Raw genomic sequence first — 19947 nt, forward strand, 5'->3', positions numbered from 1 at the left:
GGCCGTCGATGCCTCAGAGCCTGATGCAGACGTTGCGCAGCTCGGTGTAGAACTCGAGCGAATGCACGCCGCCTTCGCGGCCGATGCCCGAGGCCTTGGCGCCGCCGAAGGCGGTGCGCAGGTCGCGCAGGAACCAGCTGTTGACCCAGCAGATGCCGACCTCGACCTGCCGGGCGACGCGGTGCGCGCGGCCGAGGTTCTCGGTCCATACCGTCGTGGCCAGGCCGTAGTCGGTGGCGTTCGCGAGCGCTACCGCTTCTTCCTCGGTGTCGAAGGGCGCGATGTGGCAGCACGGCCCGAAGATCTCCTCGCGGATCACCGCGGCCGTCTCGGGCAGGCCGGTCCAGATCGTCGGCTGTACCCAGTGGCCTTCGGCCAGCATGCCCTTCATCGGCGGCACGCCGCCGCCGGTGACCAGCGTCGCGCCCTCGTCCATCGCCTTCCTGTAGTACGACAGCACCTTCTGCTGGTGCTCGCGCGAAATCAGCGGCCCGAGGTTCACACCGGGTTCCTCGGACGGCCCGGTCTTCAGCGCCTCGGCCCTGGCCTTCAGCGCGGCGACGAACCTGTCGAAGATCGGCCGCTCGACATACACGCGCTCCGTACCCAGGCACACCTGGCCGCAGTTCTCGAAGGCCGCGCGCGCGATGCCGGCGACGGCGCGGTCGAAGTCGGCATCGGCGAACACGATGCCGGCGTTCTTGCCGCCGAGTTCGAAGGACACCGGCCGCACGCCCTTCGCCGCCGCGGCCATGATGGCCTCGCCGGTGCGCGTTTCGCCGGTGAAGGTGATGCCGTTCACGCCCGGATGCCGGGTGAGGAATTCGCCCGCCGAGCCGGGGCCGAAGCCGTGCACCACGTTGTAGACGCCGGGCGGAATGCCGACCGCGTTCATCACCTCGCCGAGCAGCGTCGCGGTGGCCGGCGTTTCTTCGGACGGCTTCACGACCACCGTGTTGCCGCAGGCCAGCGCCGGCGCGACCTTCCACGTCATCAGCAGCAGCGGCAGGTTCCACGGGCACACCACGCCGATCACGCCCACCGGCGAACGCAGGGCGTAGTTGAGCGCATGGCCGCCGTCCGGCGTCGCCATCTCGAAGCTCTCGGCCGGCACGTTCTTCACGATGTCGGCGAAGGCCTTGAAGTTGGCCGCGCCGCGCGGGATGTCGACGTGCGAGGCCAGTGCATGCGGCTTGCCGGTGTCGGCCATCTCGGCCTGCAGGAAGTCGTCGAAGCGGCGGTCGATCTCGTCGGCCACCGCGTGCAGCAGCGCGACGCGACGGGCCACGCTCATGCGGCCCCACTCGCCTTGCAGGGCCGCACGCGCCGCGCGCACAGCGGCGTCGACCTCGGCCGCGCCGGCCTCGTGCACCTGGCCGATCAGCCGGTTGTCGACCGGCGCGCGGTCGTCGAAGGTCTTGCCGGTGGCGACGAACTCGCCACCGATGAAGTTGAGGAACTGCTTCATGGCCGAGACTGCTTTCAGGTCAGCACCGAGAGGAAGGCTTCGTTGAGCTTGCGGTCGTGGTAGAAGATCGCGCGCCCGAGTTCGTCATCCGTCCAGGTCAGCGGCGGCTTGTCCGGGTAGAAGATGTAGCCGCCCGAGAAGACCTCGTTGCGGTTGCCGCTCGGGTCGAAGAAGTAGATCGTCTCGCCGCGCGTGATGCCGTGGCGCGTCGGGCCGATGTCGAGCGAGACGCGCTTCTTCGTGATGATGTCGGCCGCCTTCAGCACCTCGCCCCAGTTGTCGAGCAGGAAGGAGGCGTGGTGGAACTTGTTCTTCTCCGGATGGCGGATGAAGGCGATGTCGTGCGGCTTGGTCGAGCAGGTCAGGAAGGCCGCGATGGGCATGCGCTCAGGGCCGGCGACCACGCTTTCCGCCATCGAGAAGCCCAGCACTTCGGTGAACAGCTTGATCGTGCCGTCGAGGTCGTCGCCGTACAGGAGGCAGTGGTCGAAGCGCGAGGGCGCCATGCCCTTGAGGTCGTCCGGCGAGATCTCGGGGTTCTCGTAGGGCATGCCATTGCCGACCTTCTCCTTCTCGGCGAAGAGCTCGATCGAATGGCCGGTCGGCACGGTGAAGCGCAAGCGCTTGCCGGTCTTCGGCTGTTCGCCGGCCGCGATCCATTGCATGTCGGTGGCCAGGCCGCTGGCCTGGAGGTCGGCGGCCAGCTTGTCGAGCGTGGCCGGCGAGTCGACGCGAAAGCCCATGAAGTCCATGCCGGCCGTGTCGGCCTCGCGCAGCACCACGCTGTGGTGATCGTGCTCGTCCCAGGCTTTCAGATAGATGCGGCCTTGCGCGTCGCGCGCGGTCTCGATCAGGCCGAGCACGTCGCGGTAGTGCTTGAGCGCGGTCTCGATGTCGAGCACGCGCAGTTGAACGTGGCCGGGTCTGAGTACGCCAGTGAGTGCCATGAGAGTCTCCTTCGGTGAGTGGAATTCAGGTGGAGGAACGGGAGGTCGCGAGATGACGTTCGATGCAGCGCGCCATCCGCTCGACGGCGCGCAGCTGCAGATCGCTCTGCGGATAGGCGCGGCAGGCCAGCACGTAGCCCTGCGCTTCTTCGGCGGCGCTGACGTGGCCGCGGCTCATGCGTTCGCAGCGCGCGCGGCCCGACTCGATGCGCACCTTGCACACGCCGCAGCCGCCGCCGCGGCAGCCGACCGGGATGCCCTTGCGGCCGAGCTGTTCCATGCCGCCCAGCAGCGTCTGGCCGGCGCGGCAAGCGTACTGCTCGTTCGTGTTGCCGATCGCGATGGAATAGATCGGGTCCATGTCAGAGGGCCTTGAACAACGGGCTGCGCGGGGCCGCAGAGGCCGCATCGGCGGCGGTGAAGAACTTCTCGGTGTAGATGTCGCGCTCGAACAGGCGGCCCTGCATCAGGGTCGCGATACAGGCCTCGGTCATCGGCGGCGGTCCGCACAGGTAGGCCTTGTGGCCGCGGAAGTCGTTGGCGAACTGCGCCTTCAGCGCCTCGTGCGCGAAGCCGCGCGCGCCGCGCCAGCCGGCATCCGGCGGCAGGTCGGACAGCACGGGCACATAGCTGAAGTTCGGATGCTTCTCGGCGAGCGCCTCGAAGAGCTCGTGGAAGTACAGCTCGTCGAGGTTGCGCGCGCCCTGGATCAGCGTGATGGGCAGCGTGCAGCCTTCGCCGAGCAGGTCGAGCACCATCGACTTCGGGCTCGACAGCCCGGAGCCGCCGGCCACGAAGATCATCGGCAACGCGGCCGACTTGCGCACGAAGAAGCGGCCGTTGGGCGCCGTGAAGCGCAGGCGCTGGCCGACCTGCAGCTCGTCGTGCAGCCAGCCGGTGGCGCGGCCCTGCGGCACGCGGCGCACGTGCAGTTCGATCAGGTCCTCGTCCGGTGCATTGGCGATCGAGAAGGCACGCGCGCCATCGACGCCCGGCACATGCAGCATCAGGTACTGGCCGGCCTGGAAGGGCGCACGCCGCGCGGTGCGCAGCCAGAGGCCGCGGATGGTAGGCGTGAGCATCCGCGCCTCGACCAGCTCGGCATCGAAGTCCTCCAGCGGCAGGAATTGCGCATCCGGGTCTTCGTCGATCTCGGCCTCGATCACGAGGTCGGCCTGCGCCATCGCGCAGCAGGCGAGGATCTTGCCCTCGTCGCGCTCGAAGTCCATCAGCGCGAAGTTCGATGCGTCGCCGTGCTCGCATTCGCCTTCGAGCACCTGGACCTTGCAGGTGCCGCAGACGCCATGGCCGCAGGCATGCGGCAGCCACACGCCGGCGCGCAGGCAGGCGTCGAGCACCGTCTGGCCGTCGCGGGCCGGGACGCCCTGGCCGAGCGGCTCGATCATGATCTGGAAGCTCATGGCCGTGTGCCTCGCGCGTTCAGCTGCACGAGCCGCGGATGCCCTTCAGGCCGGGCACGCGGAAGCGGATCACCGACTTGTGGACCAGGCCGTTGTCGGCCAGCGACTTGGCGGTGTCGGGCTTGAAGGGCTTGCCCGAATCGAACCACTGGGCCTGGGTCCAGTCGATCTTCTCGAAGTCGGGATGGCTGCCGTAGACGCCGGGCAGCACGTCGCTGAGGAGTGCGCCGAAGGGCATCGCCGCGGGCAGCGGCAGGCACACGGGCGCGCAGAACAGCAGGTGGTCGTCCCAGCCGATGTAGAGCAGGCGCTTGCCATGGAAGCGGTCTTCGCTGTCGGCGACGGTGCCGGTGTAGCCGGGGGCGAGTGCAACAACAGACATATCGTTCTCCTTGTCAGGTCGATGGGGCTCACGCCGCCTTCTGCGCGGACAGGTCCTGGCCGGTCCAGCGCTCCCAGTTCGCCTTGTCCGGCGAGGTGTTGAATTCGCCGTTGTCGGCGCCGTCTTCGATGTGGTAGTACTTCAACACCGCCGCCAGCGGATTGAAGCCGGGCACGGTCGGGTCGGTGCCTTCGGGGAAGCAGTTGCCCTGGTAGATCTGGTGCACCGGCAGCCAGGCCTGCACGTACTTCTCGGGCTCGCCGTCGAAGATGTCCTTGCAGCCGTCCGAGCAGAAGTGGTGCTTCATGCCGTGGTAGGTGCTCTCGCGGTAGCAGATCCTGGTGGGGTCGTCGGGCTCGGTGAAGAACATCGGCACCTGGCAGGTCTGGCACAGCATCGGCAGCGTGTTGTTGAACCAGCGCTTGCCCTGCTTCTCCTGCTCGGCCAGCCACTCGAAGCGCGGGCGGTACAGGGTGTCGAAGGTCTCGGGGTACTTCTCGGCCAGCCACTGCATCTCGTCGGGCTTCGGCACCCAGACGTTGAAGTCCGCCGCATGGCCGTAGTTGTTGAAGGTGGCCCAGGCCTCGTGCGAGAGGCGGCTCTTCTCCTTGGTCGCGACCTCGTGGTACTTGGGCATGCGGATGCCGTAGCGCGCGAGATCCTGGAACAGCGCGCCGCCGTTCTTCTCGAAGTACATCTCCCAGGCTTCCGACCAGCTCATCACGCGCTTGGGCAGCATGTAGTCCATCATCATCGCGACCAGCGTGAGCAGGCGATAGCCGCGCCAGAACCACTTGTCGACCCACTTCTGCACGATGGGCACGTTGTCCGGATCCTGTTCGAGGATGAACTTCACCACTTCGAGGCCGAGCGTCATGTGGCGCGACTCGTCGCTCTGCGCCGAGAAGCCGAAGGTCACGGTGGCCATGTCGCCGTTGTAGGCGGCACCGCTCATGAAGGGCATGAAGAGCAGGTTGGTCAACACGTACTCGAACGAGAACGAGATCGCGGTGACGAATTCGAAAGGCCCCGCGCTCATCGCGTCCTCGAAGTAGCTCTTGGGCACCGAGAGGTACCACACGCGGTCGTGCATGTGCTGCGGATCGTGCAGCCCGTTGAAGTACTTGTTGAAGTGGCTGATGGTGTGGAACTGCGTCTGCGCATGGCGCAGCTCGTCGATCGACTGCATCTGGCAGGCCACGCGCGCGCCGACGCCGCGGAATGCGCGCCCGTTCATCGCGTAGCCGCGGTGCGCCGCGTACTCGAGCGGCGACACGCCGGTGAGGAACAGCTTGAGCGTGTTCAGGTAGCGCGGATCGCTGATGTTGAACTGGCCGTTGTTCTGCTGGAACGCATCGATGATGGCGTAGAGCTTCTTCTCCTTCTCGCCCTGGAACTTCCAGTAGGCGTCCATCGTGAGGCGGAACGGGTCTTCCCATTTGTCCCAGTCGTGGATCTTGATGCCCTCGAACTTGTCGAAGGGAAAGACCTCGTCCATCGACTGGTAGGTGGTGTCCCAGCCGAGGCCGCGGGTCATCATCGCGTAGCGTTCCTTGAGGCCGAGGCGGGCGGCGGGGCGCGGGGTGGCTGCTTGGGTCATGGCGTGTCCTGTGCTCTTGTCTTGGAAGAATGGCAATGGGCGGTGCGCTCAGGCGCCCCAGTGGAGGATGAATTCGTCGTCGGTCTCTTCGATGCTTCCGGACAGCGAGATCAGGCTCAGGTGGATCTCCTGCATGTCCCAGCGCCGGCCGATCAGCGCCTCGACGCTGGCGCGCCGGATCACGAGGCGGCCGGGCGAATCGACCTTCACCATCGCCGGGTAGTCGCTGACGGTGGCCTCGGGGTTGTCGGCGACGATGGCGTCGACGATGGCACGCGCGGTCTCGCTGGTCTGCAGCGCGATGAAGACGGGCGGGCGGGAAATCTCTGCGGTGGCGGTGGACGTCATGCGTGGCTCCTGGGGGGTTTGCATCAGGCCGCGATGCCGAGGCGCGCGGCGCGGGTGTCGAGATCGGCGCCGATGGCCTGCAGCGCATCGGCGCCGTCATGGCCGAGCGCGAGCGCGGCCAGCGGCGCGAGCGCGCCGGCGATCTCGCTGCGCCAGGCGGCGTACCAGCGGGCCAGCTGCGCCGCGTTGGCGGGCGACTCCTCGGCCGCGGTCTTCAGCGTCGCGTCGACCCAGCGCGCGGTCTCGTCGTACCAGTCGTTCTGGAACTCGGTCAGCATGGCCAGCGCGTTGCCGGTGGCGGCGCTGCGCGCATTCACGTAGCGGCGGTAGACCAGCGGATAGAGCAGGCCGTCGAACACCAGGTTCTGCGCGACGAAGACCTCGAACCAGTCCTTCGTGACGAACAGCTTTTCCATCGTGCGGCGCACGCCCTGCCAGGCCGGGTGCGCGAGCCAGGCTTCCTTGCCGGCGTCGAGCGCCTTGCCCGAATTGCCGTCGAGCTGCAGGCCGACGCGCGACAGGTATTGCGCGATGCCCAGCCGGTCCATCGCGGCGAAGATGAAGGGCTGCGTGATCGCGGTGCCGTAGCCGTAGCCGCAGCAGTAGCTGTGGTTCATGTTCGCGCCCCACTCGTAGTGGCGCAGCGGCACCAGCACCTGCTGCAGCGACTCGCGGGTGCCGGCATCGGCCTGCGCGAGCAGCTGGCGCTTGTCGGCGAAGTCGAACTGCCGGTCGGCGCCTTCCTGCTGGCGCGCGCGCGTCATCGTGTAGATGCCGTAGTAGTAGTGGCGCGGATCCTTGAAGCTGTACCAGTCGGCCATCACGATGGCGGTGCGCCGCTTGTCGTAGAGCTCGTACTGCGGCGCCCACAGCGGCCGGTAGTGGAAGTTGGCCGTCGGCTGCATGTCCAGCGTGGCCTCCTGGTAGCGCGAGGCCGGCTTGTCGCCGAGCCGCCGCGCGACGTGCGAGAAGGTCTGCCGGATCGGGCGGATGTCGGATGTCTTGATGTCGACTTGCACTGCGTGTCTCCTCGGGATGGGGTCGGTGGGTCTGTCTGTCTCTGCTCAGTGATCGATGCCCGGCGCGCCGTAGCGCCACTTCATGCGCTCGAAGTCGAGCCGGGCGCCCTCTTCGGTCGTCAGGTGCCGCACCTCGTGGCGCGCACAGAATTCGCGGAACTGGTCGAACTGCAGGACGAGCTCGACCGCCAGCTCGGGATCGCCGATGGCGAACTCGAACTCGACGAAGCGCGCGTCCCGCGTGCCGGTCACGCGCACGAAGCACGGCTGGCCGGTCATCCGGCTGGCGCTGCCTGCGTGGGTCGATGGGGTCGAAAGCGTCACTTGTTCAATCCGTCACTCGGGCGGTGGCAACAGCGCCACACGCTCCTACACGGGCAACGGACGTGCCAGCGCGGCTAAGTGATTGATTCGTATGGGCCCGGCCGCGACGGAGGCCGGAAGCTCCGGGTTGTCCCGGATGATGGGGTGATCATTTGCTGCGGTGCAGCTTGATCAAATGGTGAAACGCATGGGCTGCACGATGGCTTCGTGCGGCAAGCAACTAGGGCTTCCGAACGTTGGCGCGTTCGTGGTATTCCGCGATCAGCCGTTCCCAGACGACCTCCAGTTCGTAGGCCATGGAGCGGGCCAGGCCATCGAGATCCGGAAAGAGCGTCGAGTTCGTGACGTTCATGCGATACAGGGACTGCATCGCCTGTGCACGCATGTCCAGCGGCAGCACGTACTTGACGATCACCGGCTCGTCAGCCACATAGCCATCGAGGATGCGGTGGAGAGGCTGATCCAGCACGCCCGGCAAGACGAACAGGCCCGACTGCGCGACCAGCCGCTGATCCATCTCCAGCGGCTCGCCGAACCAGACGACCGGCAGCTCGTTCACCATGAAATATTTCTCGAAGTTTCCCGCGACGCGAGGATCGATCGTTTCGCGCGTCAGCGCCGGATCGAATGACGGGAATGCCGACCACAGAACGGGCGTGTTGAGGGCGTAGACCGCCGCGTCGGTGACCGCATCCTCGAGCGCGAAGAATGCAGCGACGTAAGGCGACTTGGTGAAATCGAGCAGTCGCGTGGGCGCGCCATGGTGTTGCATCAGCGCCAGGCAACGCAGGTCGTCCTGCAGAGCAGCCGGAGAGGTGCGATAGATGTGCGCCTTGCGGCGAAACACGCGCAAGGAACGTTCCTCGCGCAGTGGCCACAGCGAAGAATCGGGTGCGTAGACCTGCAGTCGCCGAGTGAGCGAACTCACCAGCGGCCACTGCGCCGAAACTTCCCCGCGGAATGCCCAGCCCGTCTGCGCCTCGGTCAGTTCGACGAACTCGTTCCACTTCGAAAGCTTTCTGACTTCCATCGTCTTGTCCGTTCCGTTGTTGCCGCATGCGCCGCGAGAACGGCGCGCCGGCGTGGCTAGGTGGCGTTGGGCTCGATGCGCGTGAGCCGCTGGCCCAGCTCGCGCGTCGAGGGCACACGCCGCTTCGTGCCCTCGGCAGCGGATTCGTCCTCGGCCAGCGCGGCGGTGATGGCGAGCAAGACCCGCCGTGTCGTCTCCACGTCCTCTGCCGAGATGCCGCGCACGCTGATCTCGTTCACTTCCTCTGCCAGAGGCACGAGCTTGCGCTGCAATTGCTTGCCCAGTTTCGTCAGGTAGACATGGACCTTGCGGTCGTTGCCGGGCAGGTGAAAGCGCTCGACATAGCCCAGTGTTTCGAGCGCCTTGACGGCGGTGAAGGTGGTCGGTTCGGCGATGCCGGCCTGGATGCTCAGCTCCCGCTGCGACAGGCCGTCGCGCACCCAGAGCGCGCGAAGAACCGACCAGTGGCCGTACGAAACCGCGTGCGACACCAGCCGCATCTGCAATGCGCGGACGTACGCCCGCGCCGCATCCTTGACAACATGGGCCAGCCGCTCCTGAGCGCCCTCGCGTGAATCGGCAAGCGGTGGGGGCGATGGGTCTCTCATGGCATGCAGGGCGAGGATTCCGAAAGGCGGTGGGATGGCGGGGGCGCACGTCCCGGGGGAACGCTGCGCGCATCCATGAATGATAGATGCTGCCCCGCATCGCTTCTCGTCACGGCAACCAAATAATATTAGAGATCAAATATGTTGTTGACAGTAGCTTCATATGGTCTAGACTTATGAACTTCGATAGCTAATATTATCGAAGAAGATTCCAACCCAGCAGGCCGCCGGCGCGCGGCCGCATCCAGGAGCGCGATATGTACGACCCGTTCTTGACCGATCGCCTGATCGATCAATGGCTAGCAGAGGACATCGGAGGCTGTGACCTGACGGTACAGACCATGATCGACAGGGACGAGCGCGGTGCGTTCTGCATGAATGCGCGGGAGACGGCGATCGTGGCGGGCGTCGACGTGGCGGCGCGCGTGTTCAAGCGCTACGACCCGTCGCTGGAGATCGACGTCCTCGTGGCCGACGGGGAGCGCGTGGAGCGCGGCGCGATCCTGATCGCGGTGAAAGGCTCGGCGCGCAGCGTGCTGACGGCCGAGCGCACCGCGCTGAACATCATGCAGCGGCTGTGCGGCATCGCCAACGAGACGGCGAAATACGTGGACGCCGTCGCGGGCACCCAGGCCAGGCTGATCGACAGCCGCAAGACCACGCCGGGCCTGCGCATGCTGGAGAAGCATGCCGTGCTTTGCGGTGGTGGCCTGAATCACCGCTTGGGCCTGGACGGCGGCGTGATGATCAAGGACAACCACATCGCGGTCTGCGGCAGCATCGAGGCGGCCGTCGCCCGCGCACGCCGGTCGTTGCCGGTGCTGACCAAACTGGAAGTCGAATGCGACCGCCTGGAACAGGTCGCGCAGGCGCTGAAGGCAGGCGTGGACGTGATCATGCTGGACAACATGTCGGTGAGCGACATGCGACAGGCCGTGCGCATGGTGGAGGGCCGCACCAAGGTCGAGGCCTCGGGCGGAATTCGCCTGGAGACGATTCGCCCGATTGCAGAAACCGGCGTCGACTACATCTCGACGAGCCGCGTCACGCAGGCGGCGATTGCCGTCGACATCGGCCTCGACGAAGCCCGGTAGCCGACATGGAAAGCGGCACCTTCTTCCTCGTCGTCGGCCCGAGCGGCGCGGGGAAGGACTCGCTGATCGACGGCGCGCGACAGCGGCTGTCGGCGCAGGCGCGCCACGTCTTCGCCAGGCGCACGATCACGCGCCCGACGGCGGCGCCGGGCGAGGACCATGAAGGCGTCACGCGCGCGGAATTCGATCGCCGCGAGGCCGCCGGGGACTTCCTGGTGACGTGGCAGGCCCACGGTCTGTGCTACGGCTTGCCCGTGTCGCTGCGCACCGTGCTGGAGGCCGGCCAGCACGTGGTGGCCAATGTTTCGCGCAGTGTCGTCGCGCAGTTGTCGCGATGCCTGGCGCGCCTGGTCGTGATCGAAGTGACGGCCGCTCCGGAGCTTCTGGCGAAGCGCATCGCCGCCCGGGGGCGCGAGCGCGAGGAAGAGACGCAGTTGCGGCTGGTCCGGCGCGGCGAGCCGATTCCGGCATCGGTGCGCTCGCTCGGCGTGGACAACGACGCCGGCGTGGCCGAAGGCATCGACCGCTTCGTCGAGGCGATCGAATCGTTTCGCGGCTGGGCGACGATCCGGTGCCTGGAACTGCGCAGCGGCGGGGATCCCGTGGTCCATTTTTCCTCCATCGACGCCGGCAGGCAGCCGCCCGCGTGGCGCGGCGGCGAGCAGGTGGAACTGTCGGCCGATGGCAGCCGCGGGATCTCGCGCGTGTGGGCCCGTGTCCACGTCGGCGGCGCGGGCGCGGCGCTGGCGGCAGGCGAAATCGGCTTGTCGCGCGAGACCTTCGAGGCCCTCGGTGCAGCGCAAGGCAGCCAGGTCGCGGTGCGCGCGATTCCTGCGCCCCGCAGCCACGCGCTGCTGGTGCGCAAGATCCGCGGCGAAGCGCTGAACGAAGCGCAATACCGACGGCTTCTGCGCGACATCGTGGAGGGACGGTACGCCGATCGCGAACTGACCGCCTTCCTGGTCGCCGCGACGCAGAACCTGTCGGACGCGGAGGTCCTGAGCCTGGCCCGCGTGAGAACGAGCCTGGCGCATTGCCTGACGTGGGATGAGCGCATCGTCGTCGACAAGCATTCGATGGGCGGCGTGCCCGGCAGCCGCATCACCCCGATCGTGGTCTCGCTGGTCGCGGCGCACGGCCTCGCGATGCCGAAGACCTCGTCGCGCGCCATCACGTCCGCGGCCGGAACGGCTGACGTCATGGAAGTCGTGGCGCGGGTCGATCTCACGGTCGAGGAGGTGCAACGCTGCGTCGCCGAGGCGCGCGCCTGCATCGCCTGGAACGGCCGCCTCAATCATTCGGTGCTGGACGATGCGATGAACGCCGTGACCCGGCCCCTGGGCCTCGATTCGACGCGCTGGTCGGTGGCGTCGATCCTGTCGAAGAAGAAGGCGGCGGGCGCCACCCACGTCATCGTCGATCTGCCCTGCGGCCCCTACGCGAAGCTGCGCACCGAGCACGCGGCGCTCGAACTGGCTGCATTGTTCGAAGCCACGGGCGCCGGAATCGGCCTGCATGTGCGCGCGCTGGTGACCGACGGCAGCCGGCCCATCGGCCGAGGCATCGGTCCGGCGCTGGAGTTGCGCGACGTGCTGTGCGTGCTCGACAACCGCGCCGACGCCCCCTGCGATCTGCGCGACAAGGCCTTGCGCTTTGCCGGCCAGATCCTGGCCTGGGATCCGGCCGTGGGTTCGGCCGAGAAGGGACGCGCGGTGGCGCAGGCGCTGCTGCAATCGGGCGCGGCGCGGCGCGCCTTCGCACGCATCGTCGAGGCGCAGGGAGCCCACGACGCGCCGGTGCGCCCGAGCACGCTGACCCATGTCGTGCGAGCAGAACATGACGGCGTGGTGAACGGGATCGACGGTTGGACCCTTGCCGGCATCGCGAGACTCGCCGGTGCGCCTGTCGACAAAGGCAGCGGCATCGACCTGCTGTGCCAGGTCGGCGATGCGGTTGGGGCCGGCGATCCGCTGTATCGCATCCATGCCGCGACCCCGGACAGTCTGGCTGCCTGCGTCGCGCTCGTGCAGGGTGCACATCCGGACGGTGAGCCCGCAAAGGCCATTGAAATTGCCGCCCAGTGGCCGCAGGCCCAGGCCGTGCGCGGCGCCCGGTCGGCAGCGGCGTCCACTTGGATCAACGAAGGGAATCGAGCATGAAGCAATGCAATCGGCTGGTCGGGATCGCCGCATTCATCGTGGCCTGCCTTCAGGCGCCTTTCGCGATCGCCGGCGACAGCATCGAGGCTGCCGGGAAACCGATCGAGATCACCGTGACCTTTCCGCCGGGCGGCGGCACGGACGTGCTCGCCCGGTTGATCGGCAACCACACGATCGACAGCCTGGGCCGGCCCTCGGTCATCGAGAATCGTCCCGGTGCGAGCGGCAACCTGGGCGCCCGCTATGTCGCCGCGCGGCCGGCAGACGGCGCCTCCTTGTTGATGGTGAACAGTTCGTTCGCGATCAATCCCGGCGTGTTCAGGACGCTGCCCTTCAATCCGAAGACCGACTTCGTCGCCATCATCAACGTGGCCTACATCGCCACCGTCATGGTCGTGCCGGCCGACTCGCCCTACAAGACCTTCGCCGACGTCATGGCGGCGGCCCGGCCGAAGGAAAGCAAGGTGTCCTTCGGCTCGTGCGGAAGCGGCACGCCGCAGCATCTCGCAGGCGAACTCATCAACCTGCGCGCCGGCGTCCACATGCAGCACGTCCCGTACAAGGGCTGCGGACCGGCGCTGAACGACATCGTTGGCGGCCAGGTTTCCATCGCTCTCGTCACTGCATCCAGCGCCATGCCATTGATCAAGAGCGGCAAGCTGAGAGCACTGGCCATTTCCTCGAAGGAGCGATTCAGCCAACTGCCCGACGTCCCGACCGTCGCCGAACAAGGGCTGCCGGGTTACGAACTCAGTCAATGGCACGGCCTGCTCGCACCCAAAGGCACGCCCGTCGAGGTTCAGAAGCGCCTCTACGAAGGATTCGCAAAGATCCTGTTGCGCAACGACGTGCAGAAGGTGCTGAACGACCTGGGCTACAGCCCGGCAAGCGATGGGCCCGAGGCATTCCAGAAGATCGTCAACAGCGACATCGATCGATTCGCCGAGATCTCCAAGCGCATCGGCCTGACCGCCGACTAGGGCCATCGCTATGCCAGCAAACCCCAACCTCTGGAATGCGTGAAAGGGCGTCCAGCGAAACCAATTCGTCAGAGCGAGTACAGCGTCGTCATACCGAGCCGATCACGACGCGATGCTGCGCGTCAAGACGCTGGAAATGCGGCGTCTGGAAGGCCAATCTGCGCACTTCGCGACTTCCGGAGCGGCCCATGGAACTGCGACGACTTCCTCTTTGCAGCTTGCTGCTGCCGAGCTTCCTCTGCATCGGCTGTGCGCCGATCCCGGTTGCGCTCTACGTGGCCGATGCGACGCAAGGAAAGATCATCGACTACGCGTGCTCGATCAACAAAGGCGTCCCGGAAGGCATCGAAGTGGAGATGCAAGGCTTGCACGCACAGGTCAAGCTGGTCCAGGCCTTCTCGCAGGGGTACCTCGAAGTCCGGCTCGATGTACCACCAGGGATGACCGTGCAACTCGACGATGCAACTGCAACGATCACTCGCGCAGACGGCCGCCCGGCACTGTCAGCCCAATACCCGAACATCAGCCTGGTGGATTCACCCGGCATCAACAGCTTCAGCGGCTCACCGGCCCTGGCGAAGTACATGGTACCCGTGCGCACGCCTTTGGTGGGCGGCCGCATGGTCATCGGCCGGCAGGCGTGGGACAAGCACTACTGGATGGCCGCGCGATTCGGCATGCAAGAGGCTTCCGATGTGTCCGTCACACTGCCGGACTTCACGATCAACGGCACACCCGCGCAGTTCCCCGTGCTCCGGTTTCATCGCGAGCTCTTCGTCTTGCTCGCACCCTTCAATTGCTGAGCGAGCGCAAACGCGTCGCCGGCTGCAGTGAACGACAGGTCCTTCAGACTTCTCTATGGGTCATTGTGAAGTTGACGTCTCCCCTGAATTCCGGACTTTTCAAAACCAGAGGTACGGTTGCTTTCCGGCAGGCCCGAAGGGGCGCAAGGAGAAGCAATGAAGAGATCGAGATTCAGCGAGGAGCAGATCGCCTACGCGTTCCGACCGAACGATCCGCCCCTGGGCAATACCGAACTGGCCGACGAACTCGGCATCGCGCACCGAGACGCCGGAGTTCATGGGGCCGATGTCGCCGAACGACTCAATTTCCAACAACCGAGGCCGGCAAGCCTTCCTTCTTGAGCCGATAGGCCAGTTGCGGCCGTGTGATGCCCAACAGGCGCGCGGCCTGCGACAGGTTGCCCTTGGCGCGCTGCATGGCCGTCTGCATGAGCCGCTGTTCCAGCGACGCGATGCTGATGTTCTGCGCCAGCACGCGGTCGCACATGGCGTCGAGTTCGTCGCCGTTCGCACCGGGCGAAGCGCCGATATGGCCGCTCGCGTCGACCTGCCCGTCGGTGCCCGGCACCGGCGGCGACATCCACAGGTGGGTCGCCTCGATGTAGCCCTGGTCGGGGGCGAGCAGGACGGCCCGCTCGATCACGTTCTCGAGCTCGCGGATGTTGCCCGGCCAGACATGCCGCTGCACGTCGCGCGCCGCCTTGTCGGTCAGCCCGCGCAGCTTCTTGCCGTACAGCGCGCTGTATTTCTCGACGAAGCGCAGCACCAGCGCCGGGATGTCGGCGGTGCGCTCGCGCAGCGGCGGAATGCTGACCGGAAAGGTGTTGAGGCGGTAGAACAGGTCGCTGCGAAAGCGCCCTGCCTGCATCGCCTGCTGCAGGTTCACGTTGGTCGCGGCAACGATGCGCACGTCGACCCGGATGGCCTGCTCGGCACCGAGCCGCTCGATCTCGCCGGTCTGCAGCACGCGCAGCAGCTTGACCTGCGCGGCCAGCGGCAGGTCGCCCACTTCATCGAGAAACAGGGTGCCGCCGTGCGCCCGCTCGAAGCGGCCCGCGCGCGCGTTGTGGGCGCCGGTGTAGGCGCCCTTCTCCACACCGAAAAGCTCGGCCTCGATCAGATCGGCCGGGATCGCCGCGCAGTTGACGGCGATGAAGGCCTGCTTGGCGCGCGGCCCGTTGTCATGCAGCCAGCGCGCGAAGACCTCCTTGCCGACGCCCGTCTCGCCGAGCAGCAGCACGGTGATCGCGCTGTCCACCGCGTTGCGCATCAGCTCGAAGGCTGCCCGGAAGCCCGGGGACACGCCGACCAGCTTCTGGTCGTATTCGCGCCGCGGCTGCAGGCGCCGGATGTGCTGCAAGCCGAGGTTGAACTCGATGAGCTTTTCGGCCACGTGGTGCTGGCGGAAATACTCGAGGTAGTGCTCGTCCTGCCAGTCTTCCGCCGGGTGGGCCACGATGCGGCAGCGGCTGTCGCCCATGCTCGTGCACTCGACCTCCTTGAAGACGATGAGCCGCCCCATGAAGGCGCTGGTGTAGCCGGAGGCATAGCCGATCTGCGACCAGCACTGCGGGTCTTCGCCGCAGCCGAATTCCGCGACGTGCGCCTCGCACTCCCACGAGTTCTCCCACAGGAATTCGCCATAGAAGTGCTTGCTGGCGATGTCGAAGTCGAGCTGGACCTTCTGGACCGAGACGATGCCCTCGATCGAATGCAGGCGCGGCCCCAGCATGAACGCGTCCTCGGCGCGCAGCCCGGCCTGGCGCTCGCGCACCGCGACTTCGCCGTCCCGCTGTCCGGAGACGAAGCCCATGCGCACGAGCAGGCCGCGCGCGCGCTCGATGCCCAGCGAATCGAGCAGCTCCTTGCGCAGTTCGGCCAGCGCGCGTGCGTGCATGAGCAACATGCGCTGCTCGTCCAGCCAGATGTGGCCCGAGCCGGCGCTGAAGCGCAGGAGAGAAAGAAGTTCCCCCACCGTGGTCTCCTGTGGTTCGCGCACTGCGCGCGACATCCCGGCGGATGCTAGCAGTGCGTCAGATCAGCGACTTCGCGTTGTGGAGCACGTAGTCGCACGCCTTGGTCTTGAGCTTGCCGCCGACGTTCTTGAGGTTGAACGAATGGCCGTCGCTGCCCTGCAGCAGGCCCTTGCTGCCGTTGGAGAATCCGGTCTGCTGCGCCTTCTTGCCCGTCACCATGCCCAGCAGCTTGTCCTTGACGCCGCCGGCGGCATCGGCGCTCAGGTAGTTGTTCTTGATGCAGTACTGAAGCACACCGGCCGCATTGCCCATGGTGCTGGTGCCGATCGCCGGCATGGACATGCCCATGCCCGCCGCGAGCGCCGCGCCCGTGCCGCCGAGGCCGCCGCCATTGCCGGCCGCGCCCGTGCTGGATTCCGTCTTGGCGCCGCCCAGTTCGTTCTTGAGCTTGTCGAGCATCTGATTCTGCGCAGAAGCCATGTGCGCGACGGCCAGCAAGGCCGCGGCGGCGAGGATCGAACGAGCTTTCATGAGAATCTCCTGTAGGGGTCGTGATGATCAGTGTATGCGCCGGCAGGCCGTGTTCAGCAGCGGATCAGCCGCAGCCCGAGTTCGTGCAGGGCATTCGAATGCGGCACCTTGGCATAGGGCGGCTTGGGCCATTCCCAATCGCGTGCAGTGAACAGCGCACGCATCGCATTGATGTCGCAATGGTAGGGCGGCCCCTCGATCAGGCCCGTCTCGGTGGCGGCAGGGCGAATCGCCTGCATGAACATCACCCAGAGCGCCGCGCCCGGCTTCAGCCAGCGGTGCAATTGCTGCGCATACCCGAACCAGTGGTCCGGATGCAGCGCGCACAGGCAGGTCTGCTCGTAGACGGCATCGAAGACTTGCTCGGGCTGGTAGCTCAGCACGTCGGCCTGAACGACTGTCGCCTCGAGCGCCCGCGCATCGAGCAGCGCACGCGTCTGCTGCACCGCGGCCGGCGTGTAGTCGATCGCCGTGACCTCGAAGCCGCGCTGCGCGAGCTCGGCCACTTCCCAGCCGCGGCCGCAACCCGGCACCGCGATGCGGCAGGGTTGCAGGGCGCCCTCCTCCAGCCAGGCCAGCAGCCGGGGGCTCGGGCCTCCGCGGTCCCAGCCGGTTTCCTTCTTGTCGAAGCGCTCCTGCCAGAACGCGGGCGTGGGGCCGGCCATGTCGGATCCTTTGCAATGGTGGTCGAGGGTCGATGCCATTGTGCCGCGATGGGCGCGTCGCGGGGGCGGCCGAGGGCATACTGGATGGCGCTGCGCCGCGGTAGCGCAGCCTTGTCCAAACTCCTGGAGGTGAAGATGCAGCATGCGATGAACAATGCAGCCGCACTCGCATCCGGAAGACGATGTGTTCTACGTCATCGAAGGCACGATGAGCGTGCTCGTCGGCCAGGCGTGGACGCATGCCGCGCGCGGCGCGTTCGTGCTGGTTCCCGGCGGGGTCACGCACGACTTCGAGAACCGCGGCGATGTGCGGGCCGGCGTTCTCAATGTCTCGGTGCCGGGCGCGTTCGAGCCGCACATGGGTGGGATCGCGGCGTGGTTTGCCGAGCATCCGCCGCAGGATGCGGGGGGCTGATCGAATATCGCTCGCTCTCCTCAACCCGGAACATTCGGCTCGACCAGCTGGGCCAGCGCAAGAAGCGACTCCTGCCAGCCCAGGTAGCACATCTCGACAGGAATCACCTCGGGGATGCCTTCCTGCACGACGTTCATTTCAGTGCCGCAGGACACCGGGGTCAGCGTCACGGTGGTCTTCATCGTGCCGGGCAGGTTCGGGTCGTCGAAGGTCGCGTCGTAGGCAATGCGCTGGCCGGGAACAAGCTCCAGGTACTTCCCGCCGAACGAATGGCCGTGGCCGGTCGCAAAGTTGGTGAATGACATGCGCCAGGCGCCGCCGACCACAGGCTCCATGTTGTGGACGCGGCCGGTGAATCCGAACGGCGGCAGCCAGCGCTCGAAAGCGCCGGGTTCGACGAAGGCCCGGTAGAGCCGCTCCGGCGGGGCGCGCAGCACGCGGTGCAGACGGACGGTGTTGGTAGCCATGCTGGTGTTCTCCTGAAGTGCAGAGGATGACCCTCCACGGACACGTCGAATGAGCCTTCGCAAAATCGACATGCCGGAGCATAGGGGGAAACCGATGCCGTGCAGATCCGCGAAACAGGCAGGACAGCGCCTCAGCGACGCGCATGGCGTTCGCATCGGAGACAAATTGACAACGCCCGCCGTGGTGAAGAAGCTCGCTCTTCTGGGCGACGAGGCGCGACCGATCGATCGATCTTCGCCGAGAGGATGCCGCCCGGCTTCGCGCCAGGTCGCCAGCCGGACCCCTTACTTCGCAGCCGCCTGCCGCGCAGCCGTATCCGCCGTGCCGATCCAGCGGCTGATCTTGCCGCCCTTCATCGTGAACACGTGGACCCACTCGCTGTCGAACACATTGCCGTTCGGCAGCGGCCTCCCGCGTTCCCATCCCAGCACCGTGACGTGATCCGGCCCTTCCAGGAATTCACGCGGCTCGAACTGCTGGATGTCATCGTTCTGGGCGAGCGTGGCGAACCAGGCCTCCACTTCTTTCTTGCCGGTGAACTTGCCTCCGTACGGGATGCCGGTGGCGGGGCTGGCGTGGAAGCGCCAGTCGACGTCGTCGGTGAGCGTGGCCAGAATGCCCGGGATGTCGCGGCGTCCGAAAGCGGCGTAGGCCTGCTGGACGACTTCGGTCGGGGTGCTCATTTCGCGTCCTCCATGCTGAACTGGGGACATGAAGTTTAGTCACGCGATGCCCCATTTCAACCGCGGTGCATGCCTTCCGGGTTTCAGGCATATGCTGTCCGACCCTCATCAAGGAGCACCGATGCCGCCTCGCCTCACAGCCCAGGATTTCGACCAGGATCTGCTCGTTCTTTTCGATGCCTATGTGCATGGCAACCTCGACCGCCGAGGCTTTCTCACGCAGGCGCAGAAGTTCGCCAAGGCCGGCGTGACCGCGGCGAGCCTGCTCGCGGCGTTGAGCCCCAATTTCGCGGCGGGCCAGCAGGTGGCGCCCGGCGATCCCAAGCTCAGGACCGAACACATCGGCTACCCCTCCCCGGCCGGCACCGGCACGGTCAAGGGCTACCTGGCGCGGCCCGCCGACGCCGGCGCGCGGCGCCTGCCGACCGTGCTGGTGATTCATGAGAACCGCGGGCTCAACCCGCACATCGAGGACATCGCGCGGCGCCTGGCGCTCGATGGCTTCATGGCTTTCGCGCCCGATGCCCTGACGCCGCTGGGCGGCTACCCCGGCGACGAGGACAAGGCGCGCGAAGCCTTCGCCAGGCTGGACCAGGCGCTGGCCTTGCAGGACTTCATCGCCGCGGTCGCGTGGCTGAAGGCGCGCCCGGATACCAACGGGAAGATCGGCGCGGTCGGCTTTTGCTGGGGCGGCGGCATGGTCCATCTGCTGACCACGCATGTGCCCGACCTCAGCGCCGGCGTGCCCTTCTACGGCAACACGCCCGCACCGTCGGAAGCCGCCAAGGTCAGGACGCCGCTGCTGGTGCAGCGCGCCGCCATCGACGAGCGCATCAATGCCGCGTGGCCGGCCTACGAAGCGGCGCTCAAGGCCGCGGGTGTCAGCTTCACCGCGTACCAGTACCCGGGCACGCAGCACGGCTTCAACAACGACACGACGCCGCGCTACGACGCGGCCGCGGCGAAGCTGGCGTGGACGCGAACGATCGCCTTCTTCAATACCCATCTGGCCGAGGCCGGGTAGTC

Annotated in this window: 23 protein-coding genes; 6 read left to right on the forward strand and 17 right to left on the reverse strand. The window is 66.7% G+C overall.

The genetic code is table 11. The annotated features are described in order from the left end of the window. Nucleotides 1–13: 13 nt before the first annotated feature. The 11 genes from E5P2_RS36670 to E5P2_RS36720 form a co-directional block, all read right to left on the reverse strand. Entirely contained in the window at nucleotides 14–1468 is a 1455-nt protein-coding gene (locus E5P2_RS36670; RefSeq protein ID WP_162571979.1) for a 2-hydroxymuconic semialdehyde dehydrogenase, read from the reverse strand. A 14-nt stretch (nucleotides 1469–1482) separates the two neighbouring features. Next, the gene (locus E5P2_RS36675) at nucleotides 1483–2415 is read right to left on the reverse strand and encodes a catechol 2,3-dioxygenase (RefSeq protein WP_162571981.1); all 933 of its coding nucleotides are present in this window, start codon (nucleotides 2413–2415) and stop codon (nucleotides 1483–1485) included. A 25-nt stretch (nucleotides 2416–2440) separates the two neighbouring features. Further along, nucleotides 2441–2776, reverse strand: coding sequence for a 2Fe-2S iron-sulfur cluster binding domain-containing protein (locus tag E5P2_RS36680; protein ID WP_162571982.1), 336 nt, complete (start codon nucleotides 2774–2776; stop codon nucleotides 2441–2443). Nucleotide 2777: 1 nt separating this feature from the next. Next, nucleotides 2778–3836, reverse strand: a complete 1059-nt coding sequence (locus E5P2_RS36685) for an NADH:ubiquinone reductase (Na(+)-transporting) subunit F (protein ID WP_162571983.1) — start codon at nucleotides 3834–3836, stop codon at nucleotides 2778–2780. A gap of 19 nt (nucleotides 3837–3855) precedes the next feature. Further along, a complete protein-coding gene (locus E5P2_RS36690; RefSeq protein ID WP_162571984.1) occupies nucleotides 3856–4218 on the reverse strand; it encodes a phenol hydroxylase subunit P4 in 363 nt (120 codons plus the stop codon). Nucleotides 4219–4246: 28 nt separating this feature from the next. Then, nucleotides 4247–5818: an aromatic/alkene/methane monooxygenase hydroxylase/oxygenase subunit alpha gene (locus E5P2_RS36695; protein WP_162571985.1), complete on the reverse strand. Its 1572-nt coding sequence runs from the start codon at nucleotides 5816–5818 to the stop codon at nucleotides 4247–4249. 48 nt (nucleotides 5819–5866) lie between these two features. Next, entirely contained in the window at nucleotides 5867–6166 is a 300-nt protein-coding gene (locus E5P2_RS36700) for an MmoB/DmpM family protein (protein ID WP_162571986.1), read from the reverse strand. Between the two features lie 23 nt (nucleotides 6167–6189). Continuing rightward, nucleotides 6190–7185 carry an aromatic/alkene monooxygenase hydroxylase subunit beta gene (locus tag E5P2_RS36705; RefSeq protein WP_162571987.1) on the reverse strand — a complete coding sequence of 332 codons (996 nt, stop codon included), beginning with the start codon at nucleotides 7183–7185 and terminating at the stop codon, nucleotides 6190–6192. Between the two features lie 45 nt (nucleotides 7186–7230). Then, entirely contained in the window at nucleotides 7231–7509 is a 279-nt protein-coding gene (locus tag E5P2_RS36710; protein WP_443083488.1) for a phenol hydroxylase subunit, read from the reverse strand. Nucleotides 7510–7729: 220 nt separating this feature from the next. Then, nucleotides 7730–8539 (reverse strand): FRG domain-containing protein, encoded by an 810-nt coding sequence (locus tag E5P2_RS36715; RefSeq protein ID WP_162571989.1) that lies wholly within the window; start codon nucleotides 8537–8539, stop codon nucleotides 7730–7732. Between the two features lie 56 nt (nucleotides 8540–8595). Further along, a complete protein-coding gene (locus E5P2_RS36720; protein ID WP_162571990.1) occupies nucleotides 8596–9147 on the reverse strand; it encodes a MarR family winged helix-turn-helix transcriptional regulator in 552 nt (183 codons plus the stop codon). A 257-nt stretch (nucleotides 9148–9404) separates the two neighbouring features. On the opposite strand from E5P2_RS36720, the gene nadC reads away from it, so the two are divergent. The 4 genes from nadC to E5P2_RS36740 all read left to right on the forward strand — a co-directional run bounded on the left by nadC (nucleotide 9405) and on the right by E5P2_RS36740 (nucleotide 14183). Continuing rightward, complete coding sequence (gene nadC / locus E5P2_RS36725; RefSeq protein ID WP_162571992.1) at nucleotides 9405–10241, forward strand: carboxylating nicotinate-nucleotide diphosphorylase; 837 nt, start codon at nucleotides 9405–9407, stop codon at nucleotides 10239–10241. 5 nt (nucleotides 10242–10246) lie between these two features. Beyond that, complete coding sequence (gene phnN, locus E5P2_RS36730; RefSeq protein ID WP_162571993.1) at nucleotides 10247–12400, forward strand: phosphonate metabolism protein/1,5-bisphosphokinase (PRPP-forming) PhnN; 2154 nt, start codon at nucleotides 10247–10249, stop codon at nucleotides 12398–12400. Next, nucleotides 12397–13380, forward strand: coding sequence for a Bug family tripartite tricarboxylate transporter substrate binding protein (locus E5P2_RS36735; RefSeq protein ID WP_162571995.1), 984 nt, complete (start codon nucleotides 12397–12399; stop codon nucleotides 13378–13380). Before phnN ends, E5P2_RS36735 begins: the two co-directional genes overlap by 4 nt. Before the next feature lie 188 nt (nucleotides 13381–13568). After that, nucleotides 13569–14183 carry a hypothetical protein gene (locus E5P2_RS36740; RefSeq protein WP_162571996.1) on the forward strand — a complete coding sequence of 205 codons (615 nt, stop codon included), beginning with the start codon at nucleotides 13569–13571 and terminating at the stop codon, nucleotides 14181–14183. Between the two features lie 99 nt (nucleotides 14184–14282). On the opposite strand, the gene E5P2_RS36745 is transcribed toward E5P2_RS36740, so the two are convergent. From E5P2_RS36745 to E5P2_RS36760, 4 genes are read right to left on the reverse strand one after another with little or no spacing between them, the layout of a single operon-like run. Then, nucleotides 14283–14462 carry a hypothetical protein gene (locus E5P2_RS36745; RefSeq protein WP_162571997.1) on the reverse strand — a complete coding sequence of 60 codons (180 nt, stop codon included), beginning with the start codon at nucleotides 14460–14462 and terminating at the stop codon, nucleotides 14283–14285. Between the two features lie 22 nt (nucleotides 14463–14484). Continuing rightward, the gene (locus E5P2_RS36750; protein WP_162571998.1) at nucleotides 14485–16194 is read right to left on the reverse strand and encodes a sigma-54-dependent Fis family transcriptional regulator; all 1710 of its coding nucleotides are present in this window, start codon (nucleotides 16192–16194) and stop codon (nucleotides 14485–14487) included. Between the two features lie 22 nt (nucleotides 16195–16216). Further along, nucleotides 16217–16690 (reverse strand): DUF2501 domain-containing protein, encoded by a 474-nt coding sequence (locus E5P2_RS36755; RefSeq protein WP_162571999.1) that lies wholly within the window; start codon nucleotides 16688–16690, stop codon nucleotides 16217–16219. A gap of 53 nt (nucleotides 16691–16743) precedes the next feature. Further along, nucleotides 16744–17355, reverse strand: coding sequence for a methyltransferase domain-containing protein (locus tag E5P2_RS36760; protein ID WP_162572000.1), 612 nt, complete (start codon nucleotides 17353–17355; stop codon nucleotides 16744–16746). Nucleotides 17356–17509: 154 nt separating this feature from the next. Between E5P2_RS36760 and E5P2_RS36765 the strand changes: the two genes are divergently transcribed. Next, entirely contained in the window at nucleotides 17510–17770 is a 261-nt protein-coding gene (locus E5P2_RS36765; RefSeq protein ID WP_162572001.1) for a cupin domain-containing protein, read from the forward strand. A gap of 20 nt (nucleotides 17771–17790) precedes the next feature. Here E5P2_RS36765 and E5P2_RS36770 read toward each other — a convergent pair whose 3' ends face one another. Beyond that, a complete protein-coding gene (locus E5P2_RS36770; protein WP_162572002.1) occupies nucleotides 17791–18237 on the reverse strand; it encodes an SRPBCC family protein in 447 nt (148 codons plus the stop codon). Nucleotides 18238–18522: 285 nt separating this feature from the next. Continuing rightward, nucleotides 18523–18921, reverse strand: a complete 399-nt coding sequence (locus E5P2_RS36775; protein ID WP_162572003.1) for a nuclear transport factor 2 family protein — start codon at nucleotides 18919–18921, stop codon at nucleotides 18523–18525. A gap of 121 nt (nucleotides 18922–19042) precedes the next feature. On the opposite strand from E5P2_RS36775, the gene E5P2_RS36780 reads away from it, so the two are divergent. Continuing rightward, a complete protein-coding gene (locus E5P2_RS36780; protein WP_162572005.1) occupies nucleotides 19043–19945 on the forward strand; it encodes a dienelactone hydrolase family protein in 903 nt (300 codons plus the stop codon). Nucleotides 19946–19947: the final 2 nt, after the last annotated feature.

It is taken from the genome of Variovorax sp. SRS16 (assembly GCF_901827165.1).
Lineage (GTDB): Bacteria > Pseudomonadota > Gammaproteobacteria > Burkholderiales > Burkholderiaceae_C > Variovorax.

Excerpts from the sequence above, each read along its gene's own strand:
- E5P2_RS36670 (WP_162571979.1), bottom strand. The coding sequence starts at position 1,468 with ATGAAGCAGTTCCTCAACTTCATCGGTGGCGAGTTCGTCGCCACCGGC.
- E5P2_RS36675 (WP_162571981.1), bottom strand. The coding sequence starts at position 2,415 with ATGGCACTCACTGGCGTACTCAGACCCGGCCACGTTCAACTGCGCGTG.
- E5P2_RS36680 (WP_162571982.1), bottom strand. The coding sequence starts at position 2,776 with ATGGACCCGATCTATTCCATCGCGATCGGCAACACGAACGAGCAGTAC.
- E5P2_RS36685 (WP_162571983.1), bottom strand. The coding sequence starts at position 3,836 with ATGAGCTTCCAGATCATGATCGAGCCGCTCGGCCAGGGCGTCCCGGCC.
- E5P2_RS36690 (WP_162571984.1), bottom strand. The coding sequence starts at position 4,218 with ATGTCTGTTGTTGCACTCGCCCCCGGCTACACCGGCACCGTCGCCGAC.
- E5P2_RS36695 (WP_162571985.1), bottom strand. The coding sequence starts at position 5,818 with ATGACCCAAGCAGCCACCCCGCGCCCCGCCGCCCGCCTCGGCCTCAAG.
- E5P2_RS36700 (WP_162571986.1), bottom strand. The coding sequence starts at position 6,166 with ATGACGTCCACCGCCACCGCAGAGATTTCCCGCCCGCCCGTCTTCATC.
- E5P2_RS36715 (WP_162571989.1), bottom strand. The coding sequence starts at position 8,539 with ATGGAAGTCAGAAAGCTTTCGAAGTGGAACGAGTTCGTCGAACTGACC.
- E5P2_RS36720 (WP_162571990.1), bottom strand. The coding sequence starts at position 9,147 with ATGAGAGACCCATCGCCCCCACCGCTTGCCGATTCACGCGAGGGCGCT.
- nadC (WP_162571992.1), top strand. The coding sequence starts at position 9,405 with ATGTACGACCCGTTCTTGACCGATCGCCTGATCGATCAATGGCTAGCA.
- phnN (WP_162571993.1), top strand. The coding sequence starts at position 10,247 with ATGGAAAGCGGCACCTTCTTCCTCGTCGTCGGCCCGAGCGGCGCGGGG.
- E5P2_RS36735 (WP_162571995.1), top strand. The coding sequence starts at position 12,397 with ATGAAGCAATGCAATCGGCTGGTCGGGATCGCCGCATTCATCGTGGCC.
- E5P2_RS36740 (WP_162571996.1), top strand. The coding sequence starts at position 13,569 with ATGGAACTGCGACGACTTCCTCTTTGCAGCTTGCTGCTGCCGAGCTTC.
- E5P2_RS36745 (WP_162571997.1), bottom strand. The coding sequence starts at position 14,462 with ATGAACTCCGGCGTCTCGGTGCGCGATGCCGAGTTCGTCGGCCAGTTC.
- E5P2_RS36750 (WP_162571998.1), bottom strand. The coding sequence starts at position 16,194 with ATGTCGCGCGCAGTGCGCGAACCACAGGAGACCACGGTGGGGGAACTT.
- E5P2_RS36755 (WP_162571999.1), bottom strand. The coding sequence starts at position 16,690 with ATGAAAGCTCGTTCGATCCTCGCCGCCGCGGCCTTGCTGGCCGTCGCG.
- E5P2_RS36760 (WP_162572000.1), bottom strand. The coding sequence starts at position 17,355 with ATGGCCGGCCCCACGCCCGCGTTCTGGCAGGAGCGCTTCGACAAGAAG.
- E5P2_RS36765 (WP_162572001.1), top strand. The coding sequence starts at position 17,510 with ATGCAGCCGCACTCGCATCCGGAAGACGATGTGTTCTACGTCATCGAA.
- E5P2_RS36770 (WP_162572002.1), bottom strand. The coding sequence starts at position 18,237 with ATGGCTACCAACACCGTCCGTCTGCACCGCGTGCTGCGCGCCCCGCCG.
- E5P2_RS36775 (WP_162572003.1), bottom strand. The coding sequence starts at position 18,921 with ATGAGCACCCCGACCGAAGTCGTCCAGCAGGCCTACGCCGCTTTCGGA.
- E5P2_RS36780 (WP_162572005.1), top strand. The coding sequence starts at position 19,043 with ATGCCGCCTCGCCTCACAGCCCAGGATTTCGACCAGGATCTGCTCGTT.